Origin of the sequence: Youngiibacter fragilis 232.1, assembly GCF_000495435.3 — a bacterium.
GTDB lineage: Bacteria > Bacillota > Clostridia > Clostridiales > Clostridiaceae > Youngiibacter > Youngiibacter fragilis.
The window spans coordinates 1-25,448 of the sequence record NZ_AXUN02000215.1 but is presented as its reverse complement, the minus strand read 5'-3'; the positions used below and the strand labels follow the sequence as shown (position 1 = coordinate 25,448).

Annotated in this window: 23 protein-coding genes, 2 tRNA genes and 1 other RNA gene; 20 read left to right on the top strand and 6 right to left on the bottom strand. The window is 47.4% G+C overall.

The window, feature by feature from the left end:
- The first annotated feature begins 110 nt into the window (after positions 1–110).
- Positions 111–3,557, top strand: a complete 3,447-nt coding sequence (locus tag T472_RS16470) for a pyruvate carboxylase (protein ID WP_023385396.1) — start codon at positions 111–113, stop codon at positions 3,555–3,557.
- Between the two features lie 69 nt (positions 3,558–3,626).
- Here the strand turns inward: T472_RS16470 and T472_RS16465 are convergent, their stop codons facing one another.
- Positions 3,627–5,111 (bottom strand): UbiD family decarboxylase, encoded by a 1,485-nt coding sequence (locus T472_RS16465; protein WP_023385394.1) that lies wholly within the window; start codon positions 5,109–5,111, stop codon positions 3,627–3,629.
- A gap of 129 nt (positions 5,112–5,240) precedes the next feature.
- Positions 5,241–6,059: a MerR family transcriptional regulator gene (locus tag T472_RS16460; RefSeq protein ID WP_023385392.1), complete on the bottom strand. Its 819-nt coding sequence runs from the start codon at positions 6,057–6,059 to the stop codon at positions 5,241–5,243.
- Positions 6,060–6,308: 249 nt separating this feature from the next.
- Between T472_RS16460 and T472_RS16455 the strand changes: the two genes are divergently transcribed.
- Together T472_RS16455 and ffs are read left to right on the top strand one after the other, a co-directional pair.
- A tRNA-Ser gene (locus T472_RS16455) sits at positions 6,309–6,398 on the top strand.
- A 2-nt stretch (positions 6,399–6,400) separates the two neighbouring features.
- Positions 6,401–6,664, top strand: an RNA gene (ffs, locus tag T472_RS19425) — signal recognition particle sRNA large type.
- A gap of 100 nt (positions 6,665–6,764) precedes the next feature.
- On the opposite strand, the gene T472_RS16450 is transcribed toward ffs, so the two are convergent.
- Positions 6,765–7,118, bottom strand: a complete 354-nt coding sequence (locus T472_RS16450) for a DUF6954 family protein (protein WP_023385390.1) — start codon at positions 7,116–7,118, stop codon at positions 6,765–6,767.
- Positions 7,119–7,295: 177 nt separating this feature from the next.
- Here T472_RS16450 and T472_RS16445 point away from each other — a divergent pair, with 177 nt between their 5' ends.
- From T472_RS16445 to thrB, 3 genes are all read left to right on the top strand, one after another.
- Positions 7,296–8,099: an alpha/beta hydrolase gene (locus tag T472_RS16445; protein ID WP_023385387.1), complete on the top strand. Its 804-nt coding sequence runs from the start codon at positions 7,296–7,298 to the stop codon at positions 8,097–8,099.
- Positions 8,100–8,299: 200 nt separating this feature from the next.
- Complete coding sequence (locus T472_RS16440) at positions 8,300–9,595, top strand: homoserine dehydrogenase (protein ID WP_023385385.1); 1,296 nt, start codon at positions 8,300–8,302, stop codon at positions 9,593–9,595.
- An 85-nt stretch (positions 9,596–9,680) separates the two neighbouring features.
- On the top strand, positions 9,681–10,580 hold the full coding sequence (gene thrB, locus T472_RS16435) for a homoserine kinase (protein ID WP_023385383.1): 900 nt from the start codon (positions 9,681–9,683) through the stop codon (positions 10,578–10,580).
- 46 nt (positions 10,581–10,626) lie between these two features.
- Here the strand turns inward: thrB and T472_RS16430 are convergent, their stop codons facing one another.
- Entirely contained in the window at positions 10,627–11,274 is a 648-nt protein-coding gene (locus T472_RS16430) for a hypothetical protein (protein ID WP_023385381.1), read from the bottom strand.
- A 253-nt stretch (positions 11,275–11,527) separates the two neighbouring features.
- Here T472_RS16430 and dnaX point away from each other — a divergent pair, with 253 nt between their 5' ends.
- The 6 genes from dnaX to trxA all read left to right on the top strand — a co-directional run bounded on the left by dnaX (position 11,528) and on the right by trxA (position 16,724).
- Positions 11,528–13,171 (top strand): DNA polymerase III subunit gamma/tau, encoded by a 1,644-nt coding sequence (gene dnaX / locus T472_RS16425; protein ID WP_023385378.1) that lies wholly within the window; start codon positions 11,528–11,530, stop codon positions 13,169–13,171.
- A 45-nt stretch (positions 13,172–13,216) separates the two neighbouring features.
- Positions 13,217–13,549: a YbaB/EbfC family nucleoid-associated protein gene (locus T472_RS16420; RefSeq protein ID WP_023385376.1), complete on the top strand. Its 333-nt coding sequence runs from the start codon at positions 13,217–13,219 to the stop codon at positions 13,547–13,549.
- A gap of 13 nt (positions 13,550–13,562) precedes the next feature.
- A complete protein-coding gene (gene recR, locus T472_RS16415; protein ID WP_023385374.1) occupies positions 13,563–14,159 on the top strand; it encodes a recombination mediator RecR in 597 nt (198 codons plus the stop codon).
- A 534-nt stretch (positions 14,160–14,693) separates the two neighbouring features.
- Entirely contained in the window at positions 14,694–15,626 is a 933-nt protein-coding gene (locus T472_RS16410; protein ID WP_160319150.1) for an SH3 domain-containing protein, read from the top strand.
- Between the two features lie 129 nt (positions 15,627–15,755).
- Positions 15,756–16,289, top strand: coding sequence for a dihydrofolate reductase family protein (locus tag T472_RS16405; RefSeq protein WP_023385372.1), 534 nt, complete (start codon positions 15,756–15,758; stop codon positions 16,287–16,289).
- 120 nt (positions 16,290–16,409) lie between these two features.
- Positions 16,410–16,724, top strand: a complete 315-nt coding sequence (gene trxA, locus T472_RS16400) for a thioredoxin (RefSeq protein WP_023385370.1) — start codon at positions 16,410–16,412, stop codon at positions 16,722–16,724.
- Positions 16,725–16,763: 39 nt separating this feature from the next.
- Here the strand turns inward: trxA and T472_RS16395 are convergent, their stop codons facing one another.
- Positions 16,764–17,402, bottom strand: a complete 639-nt coding sequence (locus tag T472_RS16395; RefSeq protein ID WP_242864823.1) for a dUTP diphosphatase — start codon at positions 17,400–17,402, stop codon at positions 16,764–16,766.
- 118 nt (positions 17,403–17,520) lie between these two features.
- Here T472_RS16395 and T472_RS16390 point away from each other — a divergent pair, with 118 nt between their 5' ends.
- Positions 17,521–17,991, top strand: coding sequence for an HD domain-containing protein (locus tag T472_RS16390; protein WP_023385366.1), 471 nt, complete (start codon positions 17,521–17,523; stop codon positions 17,989–17,991).
- Positions 17,992–18,353: 362 nt separating this feature from the next.
- On the opposite strand, the gene wrbA is transcribed toward T472_RS16390, so the two are convergent.
- Positions 18,354–18,962, bottom strand: coding sequence for an NAD(P)H:quinone oxidoreductase (wrbA, locus tag T472_RS16385; RefSeq protein ID WP_023385364.1), 609 nt, complete (start codon positions 18,960–18,962; stop codon positions 18,354–18,356).
- Between the two features lie 224 nt (positions 18,963–19,186).
- Between wrbA and T472_RS16380 the strand changes: the two genes are divergently transcribed.
- The 7 genes from T472_RS16380 (at position 19,187) to T472_RS16350 (ending at position 25,425) form a co-directional block, all read left to right on the top strand.
- A tRNA-Glu gene (locus tag T472_RS16380) sits at positions 19,187–19,261 on the top strand.
- A 329-nt stretch (positions 19,262–19,590) separates the two neighbouring features.
- Positions 19,591–20,976 (top strand): FAD-binding oxidoreductase, encoded by a 1,386-nt coding sequence (locus tag T472_RS16375; RefSeq protein ID WP_023385361.1) that lies wholly within the window; start codon positions 19,591–19,593, stop codon positions 20,974–20,976.
- A 378-nt stretch (positions 20,977–21,354) separates the two neighbouring features.
- Entirely contained in the window at positions 21,355–22,044 is a 690-nt protein-coding gene (gene sfsA / locus T472_RS16370; RefSeq protein ID WP_023385359.1) for a DNA/RNA nuclease SfsA, read from the top strand.
- A gap of 58 nt (positions 22,045–22,102) precedes the next feature.
- Positions 22,103–22,765 carry a beta/alpha barrel domain-containing protein gene (locus tag T472_RS16365; protein WP_023385356.1) on the top strand — a complete coding sequence of 221 codons (663 nt, stop codon included), beginning with the start codon at positions 22,103–22,105 and terminating at the stop codon, positions 22,763–22,765.
- The gene (locus tag T472_RS16360; RefSeq protein WP_023385354.1) at positions 22,765–22,989 is read left to right on the top strand and encodes a hypothetical protein; all 225 of its coding nucleotides are present in this window, start codon (positions 22,765–22,767) and stop codon (positions 22,987–22,989) included. The genes T472_RS16365 and T472_RS16360 overlap by 1 nt, the downstream gene beginning before the upstream one ends.
- Positions 22,990–23,000: 11 nt before the next feature.
- Positions 23,001–24,509, top strand: coding sequence for a carboxypeptidase M32 (locus T472_RS16355; RefSeq protein ID WP_023385352.1), 1,509 nt, complete (start codon positions 23,001–23,003; stop codon positions 24,507–24,509).
- Between the two features lie 28 nt (positions 24,510–24,537).
- On the top strand, positions 24,538–25,425 hold the full coding sequence (locus T472_RS16350; RefSeq protein ID WP_023385350.1) for an MBL fold metallo-hydrolase: 888 nt from the start codon (positions 24,538–24,540) through the stop codon (positions 25,423–25,425).
- Positions 25,426–25,448 lie beyond the last annotated feature (23 nt).

The following is a 25,448-nucleotide window of genomic DNA, read 5'->3' as shown; positions in this document are numbered from 1 at the left end:
TTTTGAAATGATTCCATGGTAATTTGGAAAATACCATCCTGTTTTTTTAAAAATGCAGGATTGAAAAAATGAAACTTCATTTATTTCAGATATTTTGGGGAGGAAAAGACATGAGCAAATTCAAAAGGGTCCTGGTTGCAAATCGCGGAGAAATCGCGATAAGGGTATTTAGGGCATGCAGCGAGCTGGGGATAAGGACAGTTGCAATCTATTCAAATGAGGACAAATATTCACTGTTCAGGACGAAGGCTGATGAATCCTATCTGATAGGAGAAGGAAAGGGGCCTGTGGATGCGTACCTTAACATCGAGGAGATAATCAGCCTTGCGCTGAAGAAGGGTGTAGATGCCATCCATCCAGGGTATGGCTTCCTATCTGAAAATCCTGAATTTGCGAAGAGATGCGCAGAGGAGGGAATCGAGTTCATCGGTCCGACATGGGAGATGATGGACAGTCTCGGAGACAAGATAAAGTCAAAAATCGTTGCCAGGAAGGTTGGAGTCGCTACCATCCCAGGCTACGAGAAGGATGTCAAGTCGGTAGAGGAAGCGGCGCTGCATGCCGGTGAAATAGGATATCCGCTGATGCTTAAGGCTGCCGCTGGCGGTGGCGGTCGAGGAATGAGGATAGTCTGGAAGGAGTCCGAGCTTCAGAATGCCTTCACAAGCGCCAAGAATGAAGCAAGGAAGGCTTTCGGTATAGACCATATATTCATGGAGAAGTACCTTGAGAAGCCGAAGCACATTGAGGTACAGGTTCTGGGAGACAAGTACGGCAATATTGTCCACATGTTTGAGAGGGACTGTTCAATACAGAGAAGACACCAGAAGGTTGTGGAATTCACGCCTGCCTTCTCGGTACCTCAGGAGACAAGGGACAGGATATATGAGGATGCGCTGAAGCTTGCAGGCGCCGTCAAGTACAGGAGCGCCGGAACACTCGAGTTCCTTGTGGATAGTGCAGGAAATCATTACTTCATTGAGATGAACCCAAGGATACAGGTTGAGCATACTGTCACAGAGATGGTTACTGGCATCGACATAGTCCAGGCTCAGATACTTATTGCGGAGGGCTTTGCCCTTGATTCCCCTGAGATCAACATAAAGTCTCAGTCTGACGTGAAGCTAAACGGATACTCGATCCAGTGCAGGATAACCACTGAGGACCCATCCCTGAACTTCGCTCCTGACACCGGAAAGATCGAATCCTACAGGACTGGTTCCGGATTTGGAATAAGGCTTGATGGAGGCAACGGATTCACCGGTGCTGAGATCAGCCCGTATTATGACAGCCTCCTGGTCAAGAACATTTCCTGGTCAAGGAACTTCCAGGATGCGATCAGAAAATCAGTAAGGTCAATAACAGAGATGCATATCACGGGAGTCAAGACTAATGTCGACTTCCTCATTAACGTGCTCAACCATCCTGTTTTCCTTGCCGGTGAATGCCATACGGGCTTCATCGAAGAAAATCCTGACCTGATCTCATCTGCGACAAGAGGAGACGAGGAAGGCAAGGTCCTGAGGTTCATAGGCAACATAGTCGTCAATGAGACAATGGGCGTGAAGAAGGCATATGACGTGCCCAAGGTTCCGAAGGTTGAATATGTGCGTGCCGAAGACCTGAGAGGCACAAAGCAGATCCTTGATACCAGAGGACCTGAGGGTCTCGTTAAGTGGATAAAGGAGCAGGACAGGGTACTGCTTACAGACACTACGATGCGAGACGCACATCAGTCGCTGATGGCAACAAGGGTAAGGACCAAGGATATGATAAAGGTCGCGAATGCGGTCTCTGTTTATGGAAAGGACCTGTTCTCCATTGAGATGTGGGGAGGTGCGACCTTCGACGTAGCCTACAGGTTCCTGAACGAATCTCCATGGGCAAGGCTCGAGGAGCTGAGAAGAAGGATACCGAACGTGCTGTTCCAGATGCTCCTTAGAGGCGCGAATGCAGTTGGATACAAGAACTACCCTGACAATGTCATCAAGGCCTTCATAAAGGAGTCTGCAAAGTCTGGCGTGGATGTATTCAGGATATTCGACTCACTGAACGAGCTGAGGGGAATGCAGCTGTCAATAGATGAGGTGGTGAAGAACGGCAAGGTGGCAGAGGCTGCCATATGCTACACTGGCGACATCCTTGACAGCAGGAAGGAAAAGTACAACCTGAAATACTATATCGACCTTGCAAAGGACATCGAGAAGGCAGGGGCACACATACTCGCAATAAAGGATATGTCGGCGCTTCTCAAGCCACATGCTGCATTCAAGCTCGTCACTGAGCTCAAGAATGAGATTGGGATTCCAATACACCTCCATACACATGACACCACAGGAAACGGAGTGGCTACAGTCCTCATGGCTGTTGAGGCTGGAGTGGATATAGTCGATACCGCGTTCAACAGCATGTCAGGACTTACAAGCCAGCCAGCGTTGAACTCTGTAGCTGCTGCGCTGAAGAACACACAGAGGGATACGGGAATCGACCTTAAGGGCATCCAGAAGATATCCGATTACTGGGAGGCGGTAAGGCCTGTATATGGAAAGTATGAGTCAGGCCTGAAGTCAGGGTCTGCTGAGATCTACAAGTACGAGATTCCGGGAGGCCAGTACTCGAACCTGAAGCCTCAGGTTGAAAGCTTTGGCTTAGGCCACAAGTTCACTGACATCAAGGAGATGTTCAAGACTGTCAACGACATGCTCGGTGACATAGTCAAGGTTACACCTTCCTCGAAGGCAGTCGGCGACTTTGCAATATTCATGGTGCAAAACGGCCTGACTCCTGAAAACATCTATGATAAGGCAGCAAACATGGCATTCCCTGACTCCGTGGTTTCATACTTCAAGGGTATGATGGGCCAACCAAAGGGAGGGTTCCCTGAAAGGCTCCAGAAGCTTGTCCTAAAGGGGGAGGAACCGATAACCTGCAGGCCGGGTGAGCTGCTTGCACCGCTTGACTTCGATGCCATCAGCGAAAAGCTTTCGACAAAGTACAGGATCGAACCGACCATGAAGGATATCCTGAGCTACGCACTGTATCCTGAGGTGTTTGAAGGCTACCTGAAGTTCAGGTCCCAGTATGGAGACCTGGGAAGGCTGGGAAGCGATGTTTTCTTCCACGGACTTTCCGAAGGTGAGACCATCGAGGCTGAGGTTGCTGAAGGAAAGACTCTCATGATCAAGCTCCTTACCATAGGAAAGCCTGACCAGGAGGGGAACAGGACTCTTGTGTTCGAGGTGAACAGGAACAGGCGTGAGATAAAGATCAAGGACAAGAACAGCACGATGAGGGATTCCAAGAACGGTGATTTTACAGCTGTAGAGATGGCTGACCCTGACAACATAAACGAGATCGGGTCGCCAATACCTGGAACGGTGATCTCAGTACTGGTAAAGGAAGGCGAGCAGGTCGCTGAAAACCAGGCTATTATCGTAGTCGAGGCCATGAAGATGGAGACCAGGATAACAAGCCCGAAGGCAGGCGCCATAGCTTCAGTCAACGTATCAGTCGGACAGCAGGTAAAATCCGGAGAGCTTCTCATAGTCATAAAATAGCAATGGAAATCTAAGAGACAGGCATTGGCTTCTGGCCATCTGCCTGTCTCTATTTTTGCCTTGTATTGCTTATTTGTAGTCAGGAACCCATCTTGTCGGGTCTACCTCCAGAAATTGCGATCTCTGGAAATTGTCCTTGAGGGCGTAAGGCACTGTACAGTCGAATATGGTCTTGCAGGAGATTCCCTTGTCCTTGATCAGAGGGCTGTATTCCGGGCTCTGTGAAGGATCCAGGGGATGGCACCTGACACCAGGGATGAAGGTCGTGTCCACATTGCCCTGGTACCTTGTGTTGAGTGCCCAAAGCACATCGTTTGAATCGAATATGTCGACATCCTCGTCAACGAGGATCACATGCTTCAGCTCTGAAAATGCTGAAAAGGCAAGGAGCGCAGCCTGACCCTGGCGTCCTTCGTCGCTTGGCTGGCTCTTCTTGAACTGCATAACTGCCATGTACTTGCCGCCGCCTGACGAGTGGGCATAAACGTTAAGGAGCCTGCCGGGCATCGCCTTCTCCACCATCTGGAGGATGCTTGCTTCTGTGGGTATTCCTGCCATGCTGACATGTTCTTCGCTTGGTCCTATGACAGTCTGCATTATCGGATTGGTCCTGTGTGTAACAGCCTTGACCTTGATTATCGGAAGTGATTTGTTGGCTCCGCCTGTATATCCTGGGAATTCCGGCATTGCCTTGCCGGTTCCGGTATTCTGGTCCTCTTCAACCCGTATGCCTGGAAGAAGCTCTCCCTCAACGACATACTCGGCATTTGCTATGGCTCTCCCGTTTACCGTCACGCACTTTACGAGCTCTACCGCCCTGCCTCTTATGGCTCCTGCTATACTTAGCTCGTCGAAGCCTATTGGTGTCGTGGGTGGCTCGAAGCAGGCTGCGATTTCTATTGCAGGGTCAACTCCGATGCTGATCGAGATCGGAAGCGGCTGTGAAAGCTTCTCTGCCTTCTGCCTGAAAACTTCAAGATGCCTTGCGCCAGGTACGAAATACATTGAGATCTCATCCTTGGACTGCAGGCAAAGCCTATGGATAGTAACATCGGATTCCCCGGTCTCCGGATCCGATGCATAGCACATGCCCATGGTTATGTAAGGGCCTGCATCTTCTGGGGTGTTGGTAGGAGCTGGTATAAGCTTCCTTATGTCGAAGCCCTCCTCATTGGAGTAGTGGACTACTTCCTGGCATGGCGCAGAAGCATTCGGAACGACCATAGGGTCGATTGGCTTTTTCACCGCGTCGTTAAGGAGGAATCCTAGCCTTTCAGGCTTGCAGCCCAGCATCAAGCCGACTCTTTCCCTGCTGGACAGAAGGCCGATAAGGGTCCTTGAATCCTCATGGCCGATGACATTGTTGAATAACATTGCAGGGCCTATCCTTGTAGGCCTCATGACTGTGCCGCCGGCACCGATGTACCTGTATACACCTGCAAGCTCGGCATTTGGGTCTACCGGAACATCAGTTTCAATAAGCTGTCCTGGTACTGTTCTAAGCAGTTCAAGCGCTGAACGCAGGTCATTGACTGCTGTCTTTTCGTTTGACATGTTTTACACCTCTTACTATTTATGTTTGAATCCAGTCTAAGGTGTATTTCAGCAATACAGTCAAGGGGTTCCGGTAAGTTAATCTGAAAAAGGAAATGCTACCGCTTAAAATTCAAGTGGCAGCATGAATCATCTTATCCTTATCTGCAGCTGGCAGTAGTCTACATTCCTGTCTGCCCCATAGAATGTCGTGTCGAGAAGGCAAAGGTCAAGGATATCCCCACACATCTCATATCCTTTTTCATTGATATGTCCGAGTAGCCTTGTCAGGGGCTCCGTCTCATAAGGCATGGCGTTCTTGTTCATGCAGACGTATTTACCGGGTTCAATTATGATTTTGCTGTCGATCTCTTCCTTGTAATAAGGAAGGAATGCGATCACTCCAGCTCCCCTGAACCAGTCCCCATCGTTTATGCAGTCCCGCCTGATCATCGTTCCGAATCCGTCAGAGGAAAGCATGTCATGCTTCCACAGGATCTTCCACGCCTTCATCAGGGTCTTATGGAGTTCCTCCCTGCATATGGGATTTTCAAAGGGTACGAAAACGGCATATCTCTCTGGAAACTCAATGATCTCGGGATTATCCAGTTCTTCCTTATACCTGCTCATGTTGCTGTAGAAATCAAGCCTGTGGCTGATGAACTCCCTGGTAAGGGTAAGTCTGGCTATCTCCCTGTCCAGTGCTTCCTTCTGGCTTTTGAGGAGGCTTGCCGCTGAATCCAGGCTCCTGCTTCCAATATGCTTCCTGATCTCCTCAAGGGGTATGCCGACGTTCTTCAGGTAACAGATTTCACGAAGAACAGGGATCTGAAGAGTGTCATATGCCCTGTACCCGTTGCTTTCAGTGTGGTCAGGCTTGAAAAGACCTATCTTGTCATAATAGATCAGCGTCTGACGTGTTATGTTATGAAGCTCCGCCATATCACTAATTGAAAGGTATTCGCTCATAGGTACCCCCAAGGTTGTCAGTTTATTGAAATAGTGTTTTTGTCATGATTTTAGCATATTTTCGCAAAGAATTCCTGAAATCACCCGATTGATTCCGATTTCAACATTGAAAGCCAATTGGACTGGACATGGGTTTTCAATGGAAGAAGAGGTTCAAAAAACTATTGACGTGAAAAAAACTATCCATTATAATTACAATGTTGTTAACGCATGTATGTTTTCAGTAACTTAAGTGTGTTGATTTGATCTGGAGAGGTGGCCGAGTGGTCGAAGGCGCACGCCTGGAAAGTGTGTATTGGGGAAACTCAATCATGGGTTCAAATCCCATCCTCTCCGCCATTCCGTGCTAGATGGGGAACCAGCGGTGCCCTGTAACCTGCAATCCGCTACAGCAGGGTTGAATTCCTTTCCGAGGCCCAAGGCTTCAGGGCCTGACCCATGAAAGTAACGTTGATGGATTGGTCCCACGCAATGTACGGCTATGAACCTCGTCAGGACCGGAAGGTAGCAGCGATAAGTAGTTTGTGCGTGTGCCGTGGTAAACCTGTTCTGAGTTTACTGCTAGGGTAACGCCTGGAACCTTTCTGTCGGAGAAAGGTGCACGGTTTAACTGTATATGTCCACCCATGATGGTGTATGCCATTGCGGGTGGTTTTTTTATTTCCTCTGTTTTCAGGATTGCATAACATTAGCAGCGGTAACAGATCAGTGATACTTCCTGGTCCTGCCATGAATATGGTGTCCGAGCTTCACGGAAACGAAGGATATAAGTACAAGAAGCACCATATAAAGAAGGATCAGCAGATAAAGCTCAGAGAAAAGGAACAGGGTCAGGAACACAATGCCGGGGACGACCAGAAGTATCGCTGCGGTGATATGGATTTCGGAAAAGAAGAAACCAAGCAGCAAGCCGAGAAGTCCGAATATTGCGAGTATGACCGCAATGATCACAAGCCTTTCATCCATGGGTCCATCGGAAAAAACCGAGTTCATGACCCCGAAGAAGCCGAATAGCAGGCCGAGGGCGAGGGAAAGAACTGATCCCAGGATTTTCTTCATTGAGCGACCGCCTTTCAGGAAATATTCACTTCAATTGTAGTATCATTTCAAGCAGGATGCAATTATGAGTATAACCTTCCCTGATTCCTGTCTGCAGGCATATCCATGCAGCTTGAAGTGATGATATAATATAGCTGTTGGAAACGTTTAGATTTCTTGGATTACAAGGAGGGTAACATGAAGGAGAGAATGTTCAAGTCGTTTGACGGTACGGGTCTTTTTGTAAGAAAGGACGAGGTCATGCTCAGGAAGGCTGTGGTGCTGATCGTACATGGACTCTGCGAGCACCTGGGAAGATACGATTATCTCACGGAGAAGCTTAACAGCGGAGGGTATTCTGTCTACAGGTTCGACCACAGAGGACATGGCAGGTCTGAGGGCAAACGTGTATTTTATGGTGCCTACAATGAGATATTCGAGGATGTCAATGCGGTGTTCGAGCTTGTGAAGTCAGAGAATCCGTCAGCAAAGGTATTTGTCATAGGGCACAGCATGGGAGGATATGCATCCGCACTGTTTGGAAGCCATTATCCGGGGAAGGCTGATGGATATGTACTTTCAGGTGCGCTTACACGGAACAATGCGGGAGCTGGTTCTGCCTTACCTCTGGATCTTCCAGCGGACACATATTTCCCCAATGAGCTTGGTGCTGGAGTATGCAGCGACCCGGCAGTGGTAGCCGCGTACCAGGATGACCCTCTTGTAGAGAAGCAGATATCTGCAGGCATGTTCTATACGATCTTCAAGGGGATCGAATACCTGAAGGGAAATCCCGGAAGCTTCACAGACCCTGTATTCCTGATGCATGGCAGTGAAGATGGATTGGTATCCAATTCTGATTCCAGGGAGTTTTTTGGTGAGGCAGCTTCAAGCGACAAGAGCCTCAAGATATACTCGAAGCTTTACCATGAGATATTCAACGAGGTTGAAAAGGATGAGGTCATAGGCGAGGCGATCAGCTGGCTGGACAAGAGGTCCTGAGGTCTGTTTTCGTGGACAAGTGACTTGCAATTACGCACACATCTGATATAATTAAAAAAATCGGAGAGTCGGAAGACCTTCGGTTCCACGTATAAAGCGATAATTAGAATTGATGAAACGTGTGGACATGGTACAGGCAGCGCAAGGTGATACCTTTTGCTGCCTGCTTCTTCATGGCCCTGCGGGATGGGGAGTGTAACATGGATCATGTAAGAGTAGGCCTGGTAGGACTGGGTACTGTGGGAACCGGAGTGTACAAGATGCTCCAGGAGAACAAGGACATCATCACAAAAAAAGTCGGCAAGGAAATCAGGGTCGAGAAGATCCTTGTAAGGAACAAGGATAAGGAGAGGGATCCGGAAATACCTTCAGAGCTCATCACGTTTGACCCGGGTGATATCCTCGAGAATGATGATATCGACATAGTGATCGAGGTCATGGGAAGCGTTGAACTGGCCATGGACTACATCAAAAGGGCTCTTTCAGCAAAGAAGCAGGTGATAACTGCAAACAAGGACCTCATCGCACTTCATGAGGAGGAACTTTCTGAGCTTGCCCATCTGAATGGCAGGGACCTGTATTTTGAGGCTTCAGTTGCCGGAGGCATTCCGATAATAGGGACACTGAAGGAAGATCTGGCTGGAAACAAGATCAGGAAGATAATGGGAATAATAAACGGAACAACAAACTATATTCTTACCAAGATGACCAAAGAGGGTAAGAGTTACGAGGAAGTATTGAAGGATGCCGTGGCACTCGGTTATGCTGAAAGTGACCCAACAGCAGATGTAGAGGGATTGGATGCCGCGAGGAAGATAGCGATCCTTGGCACTATAGCCTTCGATACGAAGATAACCTTCAATGATGTTTACGTCGAGGGTATAACTAAAATAACCAAGGACGACATAAAGTACGCTGATGAGCTTGGCTATATTGTTAAGCTGCTTGGAATAGGCATGAATGTTGACGACAAGGCTGAAGCGAGGGTCCATCCTGTCTTCATATCAAAGGACCATCCTCTGGCAGCTGTAAATGATGTCTTCAATGCCATCTTCGTTGAAGGCAACGCCGTAGGCGAGACCATGTTCTACGGGCGAGGTGCAGGAGAGCTTCCTACAGCTAGCGCGGTCATTGGTGACCTTATGAAGGCCACCAGGGACTTCATCAACGACACCATGGGCTCAAGCTACAGGAAGATAGTGAAGAGGAAGGAGATCAAGGACATTTCTGAGGTTGACACCGCATTCTATACCAGGATGAAGGTAAAGGACATACCAGGTGTATTCGCAAAGATCGCCACTGTATTCGGCGACCACGGAGTGAGCATCGCCCTGGTAAGGCAGCAGTACAGGGATGACAGCGGGGTCGCTGAGATAGTCCTTGTAACCCATAAGGTCCAGGAGAAGAATGTCAGGGACTCACTTGCGGCTATCGAAAAGCTTGATGTTGTTGAGAAGGTGACAAGCGTCATCAGGGTTGAAGAAGGAAAGAGATAAGTTGCCTGTCACAGGTTTATAGATAAGGAAGTAAGATATTTTAGCGGAGCTTTGGAATCTTTTAAGGCTTCGCATGGAGGTAGGAATGGTAAGGGTGATCGTACCAGCTACGACTGCAAACCTGGGGCCGGGTTTCGACACTATGGGACTGGCACTTGACATGTATACGGAAGTAATCATGGAAGCAGGCGGAGAAGGGATAAGGATAATATCAGAGGGTGAGGGCAGTGAAGAGCTCTCGAATTCGGAAGACAATCTTATATACAAGTGTGCAAAAAAACTGTTTGATTCAGTGGAATACGAACCTAAAGGGCTGTCTGTAAGGATAATCAACGGTATACCCCTTTCTAGGGGGCTTGGAAGCAGTGCTTCAGCAATTATTGCCGGGCTGTTGGCTGCAAGGGAGATATCCGCTGCAAATATTTCGGACTATGAGCTCCTTAAGATGGCCACTGAAGTCGAGGGTCATCCTGACAATGTCGCTCCTGCTCTTTTCGGAGGCTTTGTCCTCAGCAGGATGGAAGGCAAGGAGATCATCTACAGGAAGGTCGATGTTGACGACAAGCTTCTTGCTGTGGTTGCAATCCCTGAGTTCGAGCTTCCTACGGAAAAATCGAGGGCGATACTTCCGAGGACAGTAAGCAGGGAGGATGCCATCTTCAACATCGGAAATGCGTCACTCCTCGTATATTCCCTGCTCATGAAGGACTATAGCCTTCTAAGGAAGGCCATGAACGACAGGCTTCACGAACCTTACAGGATACCGCTGGTACCAGGTCTCGAGGAGGTCAAGAGAAAGGCTCTAGGCGCAGGGGCGTTCTCAGCTGCCCTCAGCGGTGCTGGTCCTACGGTAATCGCGTTCGCTGACGAACATAGCTCGGAATCGGTAAGGTCAGCGATGGAAGAGGGATTCAGAAGCGCAGGTATAGATTCTGACGTGAGGATCCTGAACCTTCAGAACAAGGGTGCAATAGTATACAGATGAAAATACCAATGCCGGGCAGACTGATCTGTCCGGCATTGGTATTTTCTTATAGGCTTGCAATTATTGTCATTGCTGACGGAAGGACTATACCGAATGTGCTGATGAATTGCATCACAGCATCCTTGTATGCTGTAACCAAGGTATTTGAGATACCCATGAAGGTTCCGTCTTCAGCCATTTCGTTTGATATGGCTGCAATGACATTTCCCTTCTCGGTGAGTCTCTTGATACCGGTTTTCCTGAGTGCCATGTTGGCGACTGCTGGAGCATCCTTGACTTCAGCTTCCTCTTCCTCGATTGCTTCAGGGGCTTCCTCAGCCTCTTCAGCATCTTCGGTCTTTACTGCTTCAGGGTGTGCAGCGACATATTCGTCAACGAATGCCATGACTGCAGCCTTGTATGCCTCAACGTCTGCCTTAAGGACTCCGTTGAACGATGAGTCTTCACCCATTGCTTCAGATACCGCAGCGATTATGTTGCCGGCATCCCTGAGCTTTTCGATTCCTGCTTCCCTTATGTACTCATTTGCGATTGCGGGGGCTGCCTTCGCAGGCGTCTTCTCTTCCTGCTTCATCACCTTTACAGGCCTGTTCTCATTCTTAACCGTTTTTGCATACGCTTCGATAGTGTTAAGTGACATTGTCGCTCCAAAGGCAAGGAGCGCCAGGAGCACTGCTCCGGCTATCTTCTTCATATGATCATCTCTCTTTCGTTAATTTGGTAACTTAATGATAAACCCCACTTGTGAAATTAGTGTGAAGAAAGGCTTGGAAATGAAGGGGTTCTGCGATGTTTCGTTCATCAATCTTCGACAGCGGGGCGTTCCTGTGCGATATTCTTCGACAATCGAGGTTTGAACTGAATTGGCTCAAGTACGGGATAAACTGCTGAAAAATATAGTATAATATAGGTTGACCAAGTAATAGGGACGAATGGAAGGTGAATCCATGGCATACACGGCGCTGTACAGGGAATGGAGACCGAAGGTCTTCAGCGATGTTATAGGACAGGAACATATAACAACTACACTGATCAATGAGATCAAGGCTGGCAGGATAGGACATGCATATCTCTTCAGCGGAACGAGGGGAACAGGAAAGACAACCTGCGCCAAGATAATGGCAAAGGCCCTGAATTGCATTGACCTGAAGGACGGAGAGCCCTGCAACGTCTGCCACATGTGCAGGAAGATTGACTCTGGCCTTTCGCTTGATGTCATCGAGCAGGATGCTGCGACCAATAACAAGGTCGATGACATAAGGGAGCTTGTGGATGAGGTGCAGTACCCGCCGCATGAAGGAAAATACAAGGTATACATATTGGATGAGGTACATATGCTGTCCACAGGAGCAGTGAATGCATTCCTGAAGACGCTTGAAGAGCCCCCTTCACATGTGGTATTCATATTGGCGACTACAGATCCGCAGAAGCTTCCTGTAACTATTCTCTCGAGATGCCAGAGGTTTGATTTCAAGCGCATCAGGTATGAGGAAATCGGCAGAAGACTAAGGCTTATTGCGGACAGAAAGGGCATATATGCAGAAGACAAGAGTCTCGAGCTGATAGCCCGCGTATCAGATGGAGCCATGAGGGATGCACTCAGCATGATGGACCAGGCGATAAGCATGGGTGAGGGAAAGCTTGACTATGATGAGGTGCTGGACATGCTGGGCCTTTCGGGAACTGAGAACCTGTTCAGGATCTCCGAGGCCATCCTGAAGAAGGATGTCAGGAATGCCATACAGATACTTGATGAGGTTGTGGATGGGGGAAAAGACCCATACAGCTTCACAAAGGACCTGGTGCTTCATTTCAGGAATATACTTGTAGCCAAGATAATGCCTGATCCTGAACAGGTCATCGACATGACAAGGGAAGACATCGAACTTCTGAAGATCCAGGGTGACCTAGCAGGAAATGAGATCATCACCAAAGCGATCAGACTGCTGCAAGAAGCGGAGGAGCAGGCGAAGTTCAGCAAGCAATCCAGGATATATCTTGAACTTGCCATAATAAACCTTACCAAGACAGAGCTTGATTCATCAAGGGAATCGATGCTCAGCAGGATATCCATGCTTGAAGACTATATCAGGAGCGGCAACCTGCAACCTGCAGTGAAAGCCGAATTGAAGCCTGAACCAAAGCAGGGAGCTTCAAAAAGCCAGAAACTGTCGGGTCCTGAAGACCTGAAGGTGATGAAGGAGGCTGTGAGGATAAACGAAGATATCTTCAATGATGACTGTAAGGTTACTCTTGATATGGTCAAGAGAAGCTGGAAGGAAATCATGGAGGCTTTGAAGGCCAGAAGGCAGATGATAATCCAGGCTTCCGTAATCGTCGGAACTCCAATGAAATGCGACAGGGGTGTCATTGAAGTCAGGTTTGCAAAGGAATACTCCTTCAACAAGAAGAGGCTTGAGAAAAAGGAATACAGGGATGTCCTTGAGGACACTGCAACGGCAATACTTGGTGAAAAGGTGAAGTTCAGGTTCTCTGTCGAGGGTGAAAAGGAACGAGATCCGGAGGAAACTGGTAAGGCTACACTCGCTGAGTCACTTCAGGGAACTGGAGTCGAGATTGTAGATGAATAGAAATTTATAGTATAATGTATCGAATGAAATTTTGGAGGTATTGAAATGGCGAAGGGATTCCCGGGAATGGGTGGAGGAAATATGAACGCGCTGCTCAAACAGGCGCAGAAGATGCAGAAGCAGATAGAGGATGCCCAGAAGGAACTTGAAACAAAGGAGTATGAGTTTTCAATAGGCGGAGGGGCATGCTCAGTAAAGGCGAACGGCAAGAAGGTAATCACTGAAATCAAATTGCTGCCGGAGGCAGTTGATCCAGAGGATGTGGAAACACTTGAGGACATGATACTGGCAGCTGTCAACAATGTGCTTCAGATGGTCGACGAAGAAAAGGAAAAGGTAATGGGCAAACTGACCGGAGGCATGCCTGGAATGTTCTAGGCTGAGGTGACTGATGGATTTTTACCCAATCGCGATCGAGAAGCTTATCGAGGAATTCGCGAAGCTTCCCGGTATAGGCTACAAGACAGCGCAAAGGCTAACGCTTTATGTTCTCAATCTTCCCCAGGAAGAGGTAAGGGAATTTGCGGAGGCGCTTATCAAGGCAAGGGGGACGATCAAATACTGCTCTACCTGCGGTAACTTTACCGACAAGGATCCCTGTGCGATATGCAGCAATCCCAGCAGAGACCACGATACCATATGCGTCATCGAGCAGCCAAAGGATATAATGTCCCTTGAAAGAGTGAGGGAGTTCAATGGAGTCTATCATGTGCTCCATGGCACCATTAGTCCCATGGCCGGCAGAGGGCCGGAGGATATCAGGATCAAGGAGCTCGTCAGAAGGATGTCTGGAAACATCAAGGAAGTCATCGTAGCGACAAACCCTACAATAGAAGGCGAAGCTACGGCGATGTACATCTCAAGGGTCCTGAAGCCGCTTGAAGTGAAGGTTACTAGGATAGCTTCCGGAATGCCTGTTGGCGGGGACCTTGAATATGCTGATGAAGTCACATTGTCAAAGGCGCTGGAAGGAAGAAAAGAGATCTGAAAGCCCATAAAATTGCATAGGGAGACTAAGTTGTCATCATTAATGGCAAGAGTAGTGGATATTAGAGCGGTAGACCGGTTGGTCCGCCGCTTTTAATTTTGAATTCGCAAAAATATAGTTCGGTAATCAATAAATATACTTACATCCTAATACGATAATTTAATTATATGAATTGTCTGATAAATTATTTCGACTAATTATACAAATATTCGGTGACAAAATTCGCGTGACACTTGAATGGTTAAATTTTAAGGCTGAAGTCCTCTGATAATCTGTGTGATTCTGTCAAAAAAGCTGAAAATGTTTTTGCGGACATGACGAAATGTTTGATTTGCACGTTCTGAAGGATTCAGTAGTGTAGTTTTTTGTAGAATCATGTGATTTGACGTTAAAATGTCTAGCATTTAACATTGGGTCTGTATAACAATAAGTGAATTATCAGAAGTCTTCCGTATGCATATTACAAAGTTATAATATGCAGCAGCAGTGGTTGATTATTGTCTGATGGATAGGATGGGTATGGATAATATTTTTGTGAAAATAGGCAAAGTGATTGCAATAGGTGTAATAGGAGCGGCGATGATTCCAGTGACAGGAGCTGTCAAGTCCACCGGTGCGGGGGATGCTGCAATGACAGTACGTCCTCAAGTGATGGTCGAGGCTGACTGGTCTGGTACCACAGACAACCTGGATGAGCTTCTGACATGGAAAAAAGATGCAAGAAAAGCTGAGATAAGGGAGATTGCGGTCGCGGAGACGGATCCTGAGGTTCCTGACACGGCAACCTACAATGCAGGTCTGACATACAATACCGTGTCATATTACAGATGGACAAAGTCATCCCTTAACCTTAGAAAAGGTCCTTCAGCTGGATACAGCAAGCTTGCATCCATACCAGCAGGCACCAGGCTTAAGGTTACGAGGGTAGCGAGCAACGGATGGTCGAGGGTATCTTATGGAGGAAAGACAGGATATGTTTCAGGAACATATCTCTCGAAGACTGAGATACTTCCTGCGACAAAGGCTTCCGCATCAGCAGGAAGCTCATACAGTCCATACAGGATGTACATTGCCGGGAAAACCCTGGTTTATAAGAATGGCGGAAAGTCATCAGGTCAGAGCATCATCGATTCCAACAGGAATGTGATCTCAACCTGGGGCGGTGCAACCCCATGGTCCGGCACGGATGGGGCCAACACTCACTTCATCGGGCATAATGACGGAGCTTTCAGGGGAATATGGAACCTTGCCATCGGAAGCACAATAGTCGTCACTGACGGATCTGGAAAGCCAACCACTTACAGGCTCACGAAAAAATTCATTGTCACTGACAGTGCTGTTGGTGTAAATGACGGGCAGAAATACTTCAGCTACATAACATCAACCTCCGGAGGAGAGGTAATCACACTCCAGACCTGCAAGACCTCCACGACAAACTGGATCCTAAGAGCTGAAAAGGTCAACTGAATACGGACCATTGCGGTAACCCATGAGGGTTGCCGTTTTTTGTCATTAAAAGTTAATTGGTTGGAAATATCTGATACATCGATGCGTGGGATGCTTGGGAGTATAATGCAAAATGTTGAGGTGAAAATCATGAAAAAAAGAGAGGCGGTAGTATATATCGCACAGAGCCTGGATGGCTTCATAGCAAGGGAGGATGGCGATATTTCCTGGCTCGACATGGTGGCATCAGAGAGTGAAGACTATGGATATGGAGAGTTCTTGAAGTCTGTTGATACAGTCGTACTTGGAAGGAAGACGTATGAGAAGGTCAATTCAATGAGTCCGGAAACTCCTTATATTGGAAAGAGGGTATATGTACTGACCAAAGAAATCCTTAAGGATGACGATGACGTCGTCTGCTGCAATGATGCAGAGAAACTATTCAATGAACTTAATGGTACTGAGGGAAGAAGGATATTCATTGATGGAGGAGCGCTGACAATAAAGAGCCTCAGGGACATTGACATGATTGACCGTTATGTCATATCAATAATACCTGTTATGATAGGGCGAGGGATCCGTCTTTTTCTGGACCTCGAAGAATCCGTTATAGCCGGGATGAAGCTTGTATCCTGCAGCAGGTACGAATCAGGGCTGGTTCAGCTTGAGTACGCGAAGGCCTAAGTATGGACATGCAAAATTAAATTTGACAAAATTTAATTACATGGTATAATATAGCCATAAAATACCTGAAATTTGGGGATTGATTTAATTGATTATGCCGTATGGCAGGAGGGAAATCAGATGAGAGAGATAAGCGATGCAACATTTGAAAGTGAAGTGCTGAACAAGAAGGGTATGGTCCTGGTAGATTTCTGGGCTCCATGGTGCGGACCATGCAGAATGGTGGCGCCGGTAATGGAGGAGCTTTCCAGGGAATACGAAGGCAGGCTTGAAGTAGTGAAACTGAACGTGGATAACAATCCAAAGGTTTCACAGTCACTAAGGATAACGAGCATACCTACCATAATCCTTTTCAAGGACGGGAAGGCTGTGGATGGAACCGTTGGAGTAAGACCCAAGGAATTCTTCCAGGATATCATAAAGAAGAACAGCTGATGAATATGGCACCTGCAAACCAAGATTTGCAGGTGCCTTTTAGATTCCTGTGCTTCCAAATCCGCCGCCGCGGTCTGTGCCGATGGATGCGACTGAGTCAACTACAATGAACTCAGCGCTTCTGTATTCATTGAACACCAGCTGCGCGATCTTCATTCCCTTTTCAATGTAGATGGTCCCGTATGGATTGCCTCTTTTGTCGATAATAAGCGGACTGATGCAGGATATTGCCTCCAATATATGGTCATGTGCCGGATCGGCTGTTAGAACGTGATCCTTGATATGGCTGTTTAGCTTAAGGATCTCATATTCCGACGCAATAACATCAGTTATCGATGGATTGGAAAAAACCTCATAAGGAAGATTAGCAATATTGTAGGTATTCTGCGCTATTATCCCGACTATATCCCTGTAGCCTGCATCAACAGTTCCCGGACTGTTCGGTATCCTCAGGTCTGTCTTCAGTGAAAGACCGCTTCTCGGGCGTACCTGCATCTCGATATCGTCTGGCAGTGCCACCCTTATGTTAAGTGGGATGACAACTGATTCCATGGGCCTTATCGCGATGTCACATGATGCGAATACATCAGCGCCGGCGTCATTGAAGTTTGCATATGCCGGAACTGCGCCATTCTCCATGATCTCTATGTATACCTGGACCTTATCCAAATTACTCACCTCTCCTGAAAATTATACTTGAACATCATTTGATGCACAACCTGACTGCCATTTCAAAATTTCCCTGCCGACAAAATAAGCCTATAGATGTATAATCAAGTTGAGAAGAGGTGATGATATGATAGTTGAAATTGGAAAGCTAAGAACCCTTCCTGAGCTTGAGAGGGCGATCACACTCGCGGCAATCTGCCATGTGGGGCAGGTCGACCTTATGGGGACTCCATACATACTGCATCCGTTGAGGGTGATGGGTGGTGTAGCAACCTACGATGAAAAGGTAGCTGCAGCGCTTCACGACCTGGTAGAGGATACGGACATCACGCTCCAGGACCTTAAGGACCTTGGATTCAAGGAAGAGATCGTATCAGCAGTTGATGCACTGACCAAACGGGATGAAGAGAAATACATGGATTATGTAAAACGTGCTACTGAAGACCCTATCGCAATCAGGGTAAAACTGAGTGACCTGATAGATAATCTGGGGAAGACCGAAGAGCTTCCGGATGATGAGGTAAAGGACAAGCGAAGGAAGAAGTACACAAAGGCGCTTAAGTTCGTAGAGGATGCCATCAGCAGGTCCGGAAAATAGGAATCATGTGAAAATTAGTCCTGGAAATTTTAATGGCTTCCGTACAAGTACGGAAGCCATGGCCATTATTAAAGCAATTCGAGGTATCCCTCCGGGATTCCTTTGGTCCCGTTTGGTTTATCACTTGCAAGCACAGTGAGAACTTTCTGTACTTCCAATTATGATTATACCAAAAATGTCCCCCTGTAAACAGATAAAATCAAATACAATAATAAATTTTCAGTGAACATGAGTGTTATTGGGAGTCGGAAAACTCACCCGATGCGGATTGCGCCAAGATTTCCATGCTATGACATGACTGGCTTTGGCGTTGACCAAAACATAAAACGGCGGAGCTTGATGCTCCACCGCCCATCTTCATACTATACTGATTTTCCTGTGACTCTGGCTGCCACATCCACTGCTCTCTTTGCCTGGAATTTGACTGCATCCTCGATATCGTTGACTATCTTTCCGTCAAGGACCTGCGCAGTTGTCCCGTATGGATTTCCACCGGCCTTGTAGACAGAAGGGTCGATATACCCTGGTCCGACTATTATTGCTCCGAGGTGGAAGAATACGGTGTGGAAGCTTCTGACAGTTTCCTCAACTCCTCCGTGAAGATTCATTGCCGAGCTCATTGCGCTCATTACCTTGTCCACGAGAAGTCCCTTTGACCACACTCCGCCTAAGGTATCAATGAACTGCTTCATCTGTGAAGCCATCACACCATATCTTGTCGGGCTTGAGAATATGATCGCATCAGCCCATACCAGGTCATCCGGAGTTACGACCGGAACATCTGAAGTGGCATCGTGGTTTGCCTGCCAGAGAGGATTGGCGGCTATCGCATTTGCCGGAGCCAGTTCAGGAACCTTCAGGAGCCTTACCTCTGCTCCTGCCGCCTCACCGGCTTCCTTTGCCCAGTTTACCATCTGAGTGTTGCCGCCTGTCGAGCTGTAGTATACTATTGCGAGTTTGACTTTATCCATTTAATGAACCATCCTTTATAATAGATTTTATGTGATTGAATCTTGTACTATATTTATAACGCACACATGTGAACATACAATGTGTAAAGTGTGTCTAAAATGTTAATTATACTAATTAGTAAGAAATTATGAGGTAATTTTTATCCTTCTGATTTTCTGAAAAGTGTTGACTGCATGAAATAACAATGGTAATATGATTAAGTCACATTGGTTGTGACAAATCCGGCCCCATGGTCAAGCGGTCAAGACGCTAGCCTCTCACGCTGGAAACAGGGGTTCGATTCCCCTTGGGGTCACCATTCACACCAGATTTCGATAAGAAGTCTGGTGTTTTTGCTTTGTGCGGATTTTGTGGATAATTCCACGAAGAACGTATTTCAAATCAATAATATGACATTATATGTAAAAAATGTGATAGAAAATACTATAAACATATTAAGAACGTATGGTTAATAATGGTTTAACTCTTGTGAAAAGAGTTGAATATGATATCGAAAGGGAACATAATTTAAATACGAGGGAGAGCAACTAGGCTTCTCCTGGTTTGGTGTTGAATAAACTCTGAATTCCTGCACAACTGATCTGAATGACGTAAAGCTTCTCCATGATGCAATAGAGGTGCATAAGGATGGATAATAAAAAGATGGAACTGCATAGGCTGCAGTCGAAGATAAAGGGCAGGCTGATATTTCCTGAAGACGGTGATTATGGTTCGGCGAAAGCGACATGGGACACGGTCACCGATCATAGCCCCTCGGTAATTGTTGAGGCAGTGAATGCCAAGGATGTCATTGAAACTATAAAGTTCGCAGGTGAGGAAAGTCAGAAGGTCACCGTGATTTCCACCGGACATGGTCCGACAAGGGCGGCTGACGGCGAGATAATGCTGAAGCTTTCCAGGATGGATGCTGTAAGGATTGACGAGGATGCTGGGACTGCATACGTTGAAGCTGGTGCGAAATGGGCAAAGGTGCTTGAAGAGGCAGCGAAGTTCGGGCTTGCGCCGCTTATGGGCTCTTCCTCTGATGTCGGTGCCGTAGGATATACTCTTGGTGGCGGACTGGGGTGGCTAGCCAGGAAATACGGAATGTCACTTGACATGGTGAACTACTTCGATATCGTGACGTCCGACGCTGAACTGAGGCGAGCAGCAAGAGATACCTGTGATGACCTTTTCTGGGCATTATCTGGAGCGGGAGGTGCTTTCGGTGTAGTCACTTCCATGGAAATAAGGCTTGTTCCTGAGATCGCTGTCTATGCAGGGAATCTGGTCTATGGACACGAAGATGCAGCCATGCTGCTTGAAAAATATGCTGAATGGACGGAATCGCTTCCTGATGAAATGACATCGGCATTGGTGCTTGCAAACTTTCCGGATCTCCCGATAGTGCCGGAACCTCTTCGGGGGAAATCTGCCGCAATGGTGAGAGGCTGCTTTGCTGGAAATGCTGAGGATGGGGAGAGGATAGTGAATGACCTTCGTGGATGGAAGAGTCCTGTCATTGACATGTGGTCGAAGATTCCGTTCAGCGCTGCTGATACCATCAGCAACGATCCGAAGGAGCCGATTCCTTTGACGATAACAAACGTGACCGTTGATGAACTGAGTGACAAGACGAAAGCCGCTCTTCTTAAAATGACATTCAAGGATACAGGTAATTCACCGATCCTCTTCACTGAGGTCTACCACATGGGCGGGAAGATATCTTCATCTGACAGAAGTGAGAGTGTATTTGCAGTCCGTGATGCAAAATATGTGATAAAGGTCATGGGACTGGTACCTGCAGAAGAGTCAAGGCATTCCTTCACTGCGGCTGTTATAGGACTTAAGGATGAGCTGAAGGATGAGCTGAACAATGAAGCGTATCCGAACTTTCTTGAAGGGCTTGAGAAATTCAATCACCCGGGAAGGCTTTATCCGGCCGAAATCCTGGATAAGCTTGGCAGGCTGAAGGTGAAGTTAGATCCTGACAACATGTTTGAAAATGGACTTGATATAGTACCTGTTCCGTAAGTTGAATCTGCAGCTCGGTTACCCTGAAGTGCCTCGCGTAAGCGGGGCACTCTTATTTACGAATGTTATCATATGGATTGATGAGAATGTTCATGTCAAGGCTCTGCATGTACATTCAAGGATTGGCAGGTAAATTTACAAGATTTGTATTTTCGTGATAAGCTGTTGACAGTAGGTGCATTGGGTATCAATTAGACTTATCCACATTGCCTGTTGGTAAGATGCATTTTTTGTGGATAACTTTCCGCTTGATTCTTAAGGGTAAATGAATGTTATAAACATTATCCACAGAAAAGGGATAAAAATACTGGTTAAATGTGGATAGTTAATGTAATCTTTACAATGTAAAAAAGGATTATCCACAAGTGAGGAGAATTTATGAGATTCGCAAAAGAAACAATAACTGCAAAATTCATTGACAGACCGAACAGGTTCAAGGCTTTCGTGGAACTTGACGGGGAGACTGTTGAAGCACATGTCCCTAACACTGGAAGGAACCGGGAGATACTCATACCTGGCTGCACTGTGGTACTCAGAAAAGAGGATTCTCCAGCGAGGAAAACGAAATACAGCCTTATTGCAGGCTATAAGGGAGACAAGCTGATCAACATAGATTCGCAGATTCCAAACCATGTTGTGGAGGAAGCATTATATCTGGGACTTATAGATGAGCTCAGGGGTTACGGCAGTGTAATGAGGGAAAAGACATTTGGGAAGAGCAGGTTTGATTTCCTTCTTGAGGATCCTGAAAGGAAATTCTACCTTGAGGTAAAGGGTGTTACGCTTGAGGCTGACGGCGTCGCGAGTTTTCCCGATGCACCTACCGAGAGGGGGGCGAAGCATGTCAGGGAACTGATGGATGCCCTTGCCGAAGGGCATGGTGCAGGGATCCTGTTCCTCATTCAGATTGAAGATGTCCATATGTTCACACCGGCGTACAGCCTGGACCCGGAGTTCTCGGAAGTGCTGAAGGAAGCCATGGACAAGGGAGTGAAGGTTATGGCCTACAGGTGCAGGGTAACCGAGAGCTCACTGGAGGTCATCGGGAGCATACCTGTACTCATATAGGAAATGCGCAAAATAACCATTGCTGATACAATATACTGGAAAGAGCAGGTGAGGAAGAATGAAAAAGATACCTGAGATAATGGGAACCTTCAGGAGCCACATCATTGAGGCTCCCGAAGTGATCAGGAAATGCAGCGGGTTGAGGGTTTTCGGTAAGAGGGTCAAGAGCTTCATATTCACGACAGATGTGGCGATAATAAAGAATACTGATGCTGATGCGGTGATGAGCGTATACCCCTTCACACCTCAGCCAATAATAACCCAGAGCCTTGTCAGCGCATCGGATGTACCGGTCTTCTGCGGAGTTGGCGGTGGAACAACTACCGGGAGAAGGGTGGTAAACCTTGCGCTTGATGCTGAGTTCAAGGGTGCGATGGGAGTGGTGCTGAACAGCCCTACATCCAATGAGACTATCAGGGCAGTCAGGGAGGTCATAGACATACCCATAGTCATTACGATCATCTCAGACAAGGATGACTTTGAGGGCAGGCTTCAAGCGGGAGCTACAATATTCAACGTGTCCGGAGCGAGGGATACGGCAAGGATTGTGAGGGTGATCAGGGAAAGGTATCCTGACCTGCCGATAATTGCTACAGGAGGACCTTCTGATGAAAGTATAATGGAGACGATTGAGGCGGGAGCGAACGCAATAACCTGGACTCCGCCTTCAGGAACTGAGATTATGAGGAGTCTGATGGAAAAGTACAGGGGGGATTATTAGTGGCCGTACTCGGAGAAAACTGCAAACATTGTCCTGAGTTCAAGGTTAACTGTGACGGAAACGATACAGGATGCATCTGCTACAGATGCCCTAGAAACCTGGGACAGTGCATAATAGTGAAGTACTGCAGGGAAACTGAATCTGTGCTCGAGCTGGCTGACAGGCTTGATGCCGGTACAGAGCTCATGATAGAAAGGTATTACAGAGACAAGAATATGGAATGAGGAGTTGCAAAATGGAGAACATCAGAGAAGCCTTCGGGAAGTTCCTCGACTACCAGCTGAGACTTTCCAACCTTTATCATGCTATGAACCTTCTGCACTGGGACATGTCGACAATCATGCCGCCAAAGGACGCTGAAAGGCGGTCTGAGGTAGTTGGTTTCATGTCACAGGAAGCCTTCAGGATCGAGACCGACAAGGACTTCATCGAACTGACTGACAGCCTGTTCGAGGTCAGGGATGGGCTTTCCGACCAGGAAAAGGCCATGGTTGAAAAACAGAAGAAGGAGCAGGACTTCAAGAAGAAGATTCCTGAGGCGGAATACCTTGAGTACAGCATACTTGTCTCAAGAGGAGAAAAGATCTGGGAGGATGCAAGGAATGCCGATGATTATGAGGCATTCAGGCCTACCCTTGAGAAGATCGTGCAGTTCAACAGGAAGATCGCCGATTATATCGGCTGGGAAGAGACGAGATACGATGCGCTTCTGGACCTGTACGAGCCTGGGATGAAGGTAAGCGACATTGACAAGGTGTTCAGCGAAGTGAGGGACGGACTCGTCTCGATACTCGACAGGATAAGGGCAAAGGGCGTAGTTATCGATGACAGCTTCCTCCATGACAAGTTTGACAAGAGGCTTCAGGAGGAATACAACAGGGATCTGGCAAAGAGGCTTGGATTTGATTTCGAGGCAGGTGTCATGGCGGTTAGCGCACATCCATTCACGACCAATTTCGGGAACAAGGATGTGAGGATCACCACAAGATACGATGAGAATGACCTGATGATGAGCGTATACTCGACGATCCATGAAGCGGGACATGCTATTTATGAGCAGAACATACCTGACGAGCTGGCGAAGACCAACATCGGAGGCGGAGTCTCCATGGGGATCCACGAGTCGCAGTCCAGGTTCTACGAGAATATCATCGGGAGGAGCAGAGGCTTCATAGGTTCAGAGCTTCCAAGGCTTGCCGAAAGGTTCCCGAACCTTTCGGATGTATCACCTGATGACTTCCACAAGGCAGTCAACAAGGTCATGCCTTCTCTGATAAGGATAGAGGCGGACGAGCTTACATACAGCCTCCATATCATCATAAGGTACGAGATTGAAAAGGCTTTCATCAACGGTGAAGTTGACTTCAATGAGCTGCCAAAGCTTTGGTCAGACAAATACAGGGAGTATCTGGGGATAGAGCCATCAAACTTCAGGGAAGGCGTACTGCAGGATGTCCATTGGGCAGGGGGAATGATAGGGTACTTCCCGAGCTATGCCCTTGGGAACCTTTATGGAGCCCAGATGCTCTACAAGGGGATAATGAGGGACCTGCCTGACTATGATGAGATCGTCGCTTCGGGAGACCTGACGAGGGTTACTAGTTGGCTTAAGGACAACATCCATACACACGGGGGCACCTACAAGCCTTCGGTGCTGATCGGGAAGGTTACGGGAGAAGCCCTGAGCGCAGAATACTTCCTGAGATACATAGAGGACAAGTATTCAAGGCTTTATGGAATATAGGGCTAAAAGCAGGACAGAGGTGAGTTAAGTGGTCATAAGGAAGGTCAAGGGAGATACCTACATAATAGAGACGAGCTTTCAGACTATCCCGTTCGTAAGGATAGAGGGAGGAAAGATCATAATGATCGACTGCGGTCTGGTCGAGGAGAGGGAAGGCATACTTAATCTTCTTGATTCTGAAGGGCTTAAGCCTGCTGCGGTTCTGGCCACTCACGCGCATGTGGACCATATCGGGAATGCCGCATATTTCCAGAAGGAGTTCGGAGCGAAGATTATCATGAATGAGGTCGAGGCTGCGGTGGCAAACTCCGTCAGAGGTCTGAAGACCACGTACTCGACACTATCTGTTACTGACATCATGAAGCACTTTGGGAATATGGTCGTTGAAGCGGATGAAAAGTTTGGTATGCATGAAGACCATGTTGAAGTGTTGGGTGCAGAATTTGGGATAATTGCCTCACCTGGACATTCTCCTGGACATATTGCGGTGCTGACTCCTGACAATGTGGCATGCATCGGAGATGCCCTTGCGAGCTGCGATGTCCTTGGGGGCTCGAGGATGATGTACTCCTTCGCTATCTCAAAGGACCTGGAAAGTAAAAAGTCATTGATGGATATCGAGGCTGATAAGTTCATACTTTCACATAAAGGTGCCTTTGATGAGATAAGGAGCATTATACCTGCCAATATTAAATACTTTGAGGATTCAGCGGAGGAGGTCCTTAATCTCATCGATACTCCTGTTGGATTTGAAGAGCTGCTCGACAGGGTCATAAGGCTTAAGGGCACAAAGGTCGCATCGCTCTATAAATACAACAGGATGGAGAGGATGACAAGACCGCTTCTGGAATACCTCATAGATACCGGCAGGCTGAGATGCACGATAATTGACTCAAGGCTGTATTACGTAAAATAAAGTGGCGCTTCGCTGTTTTAAGT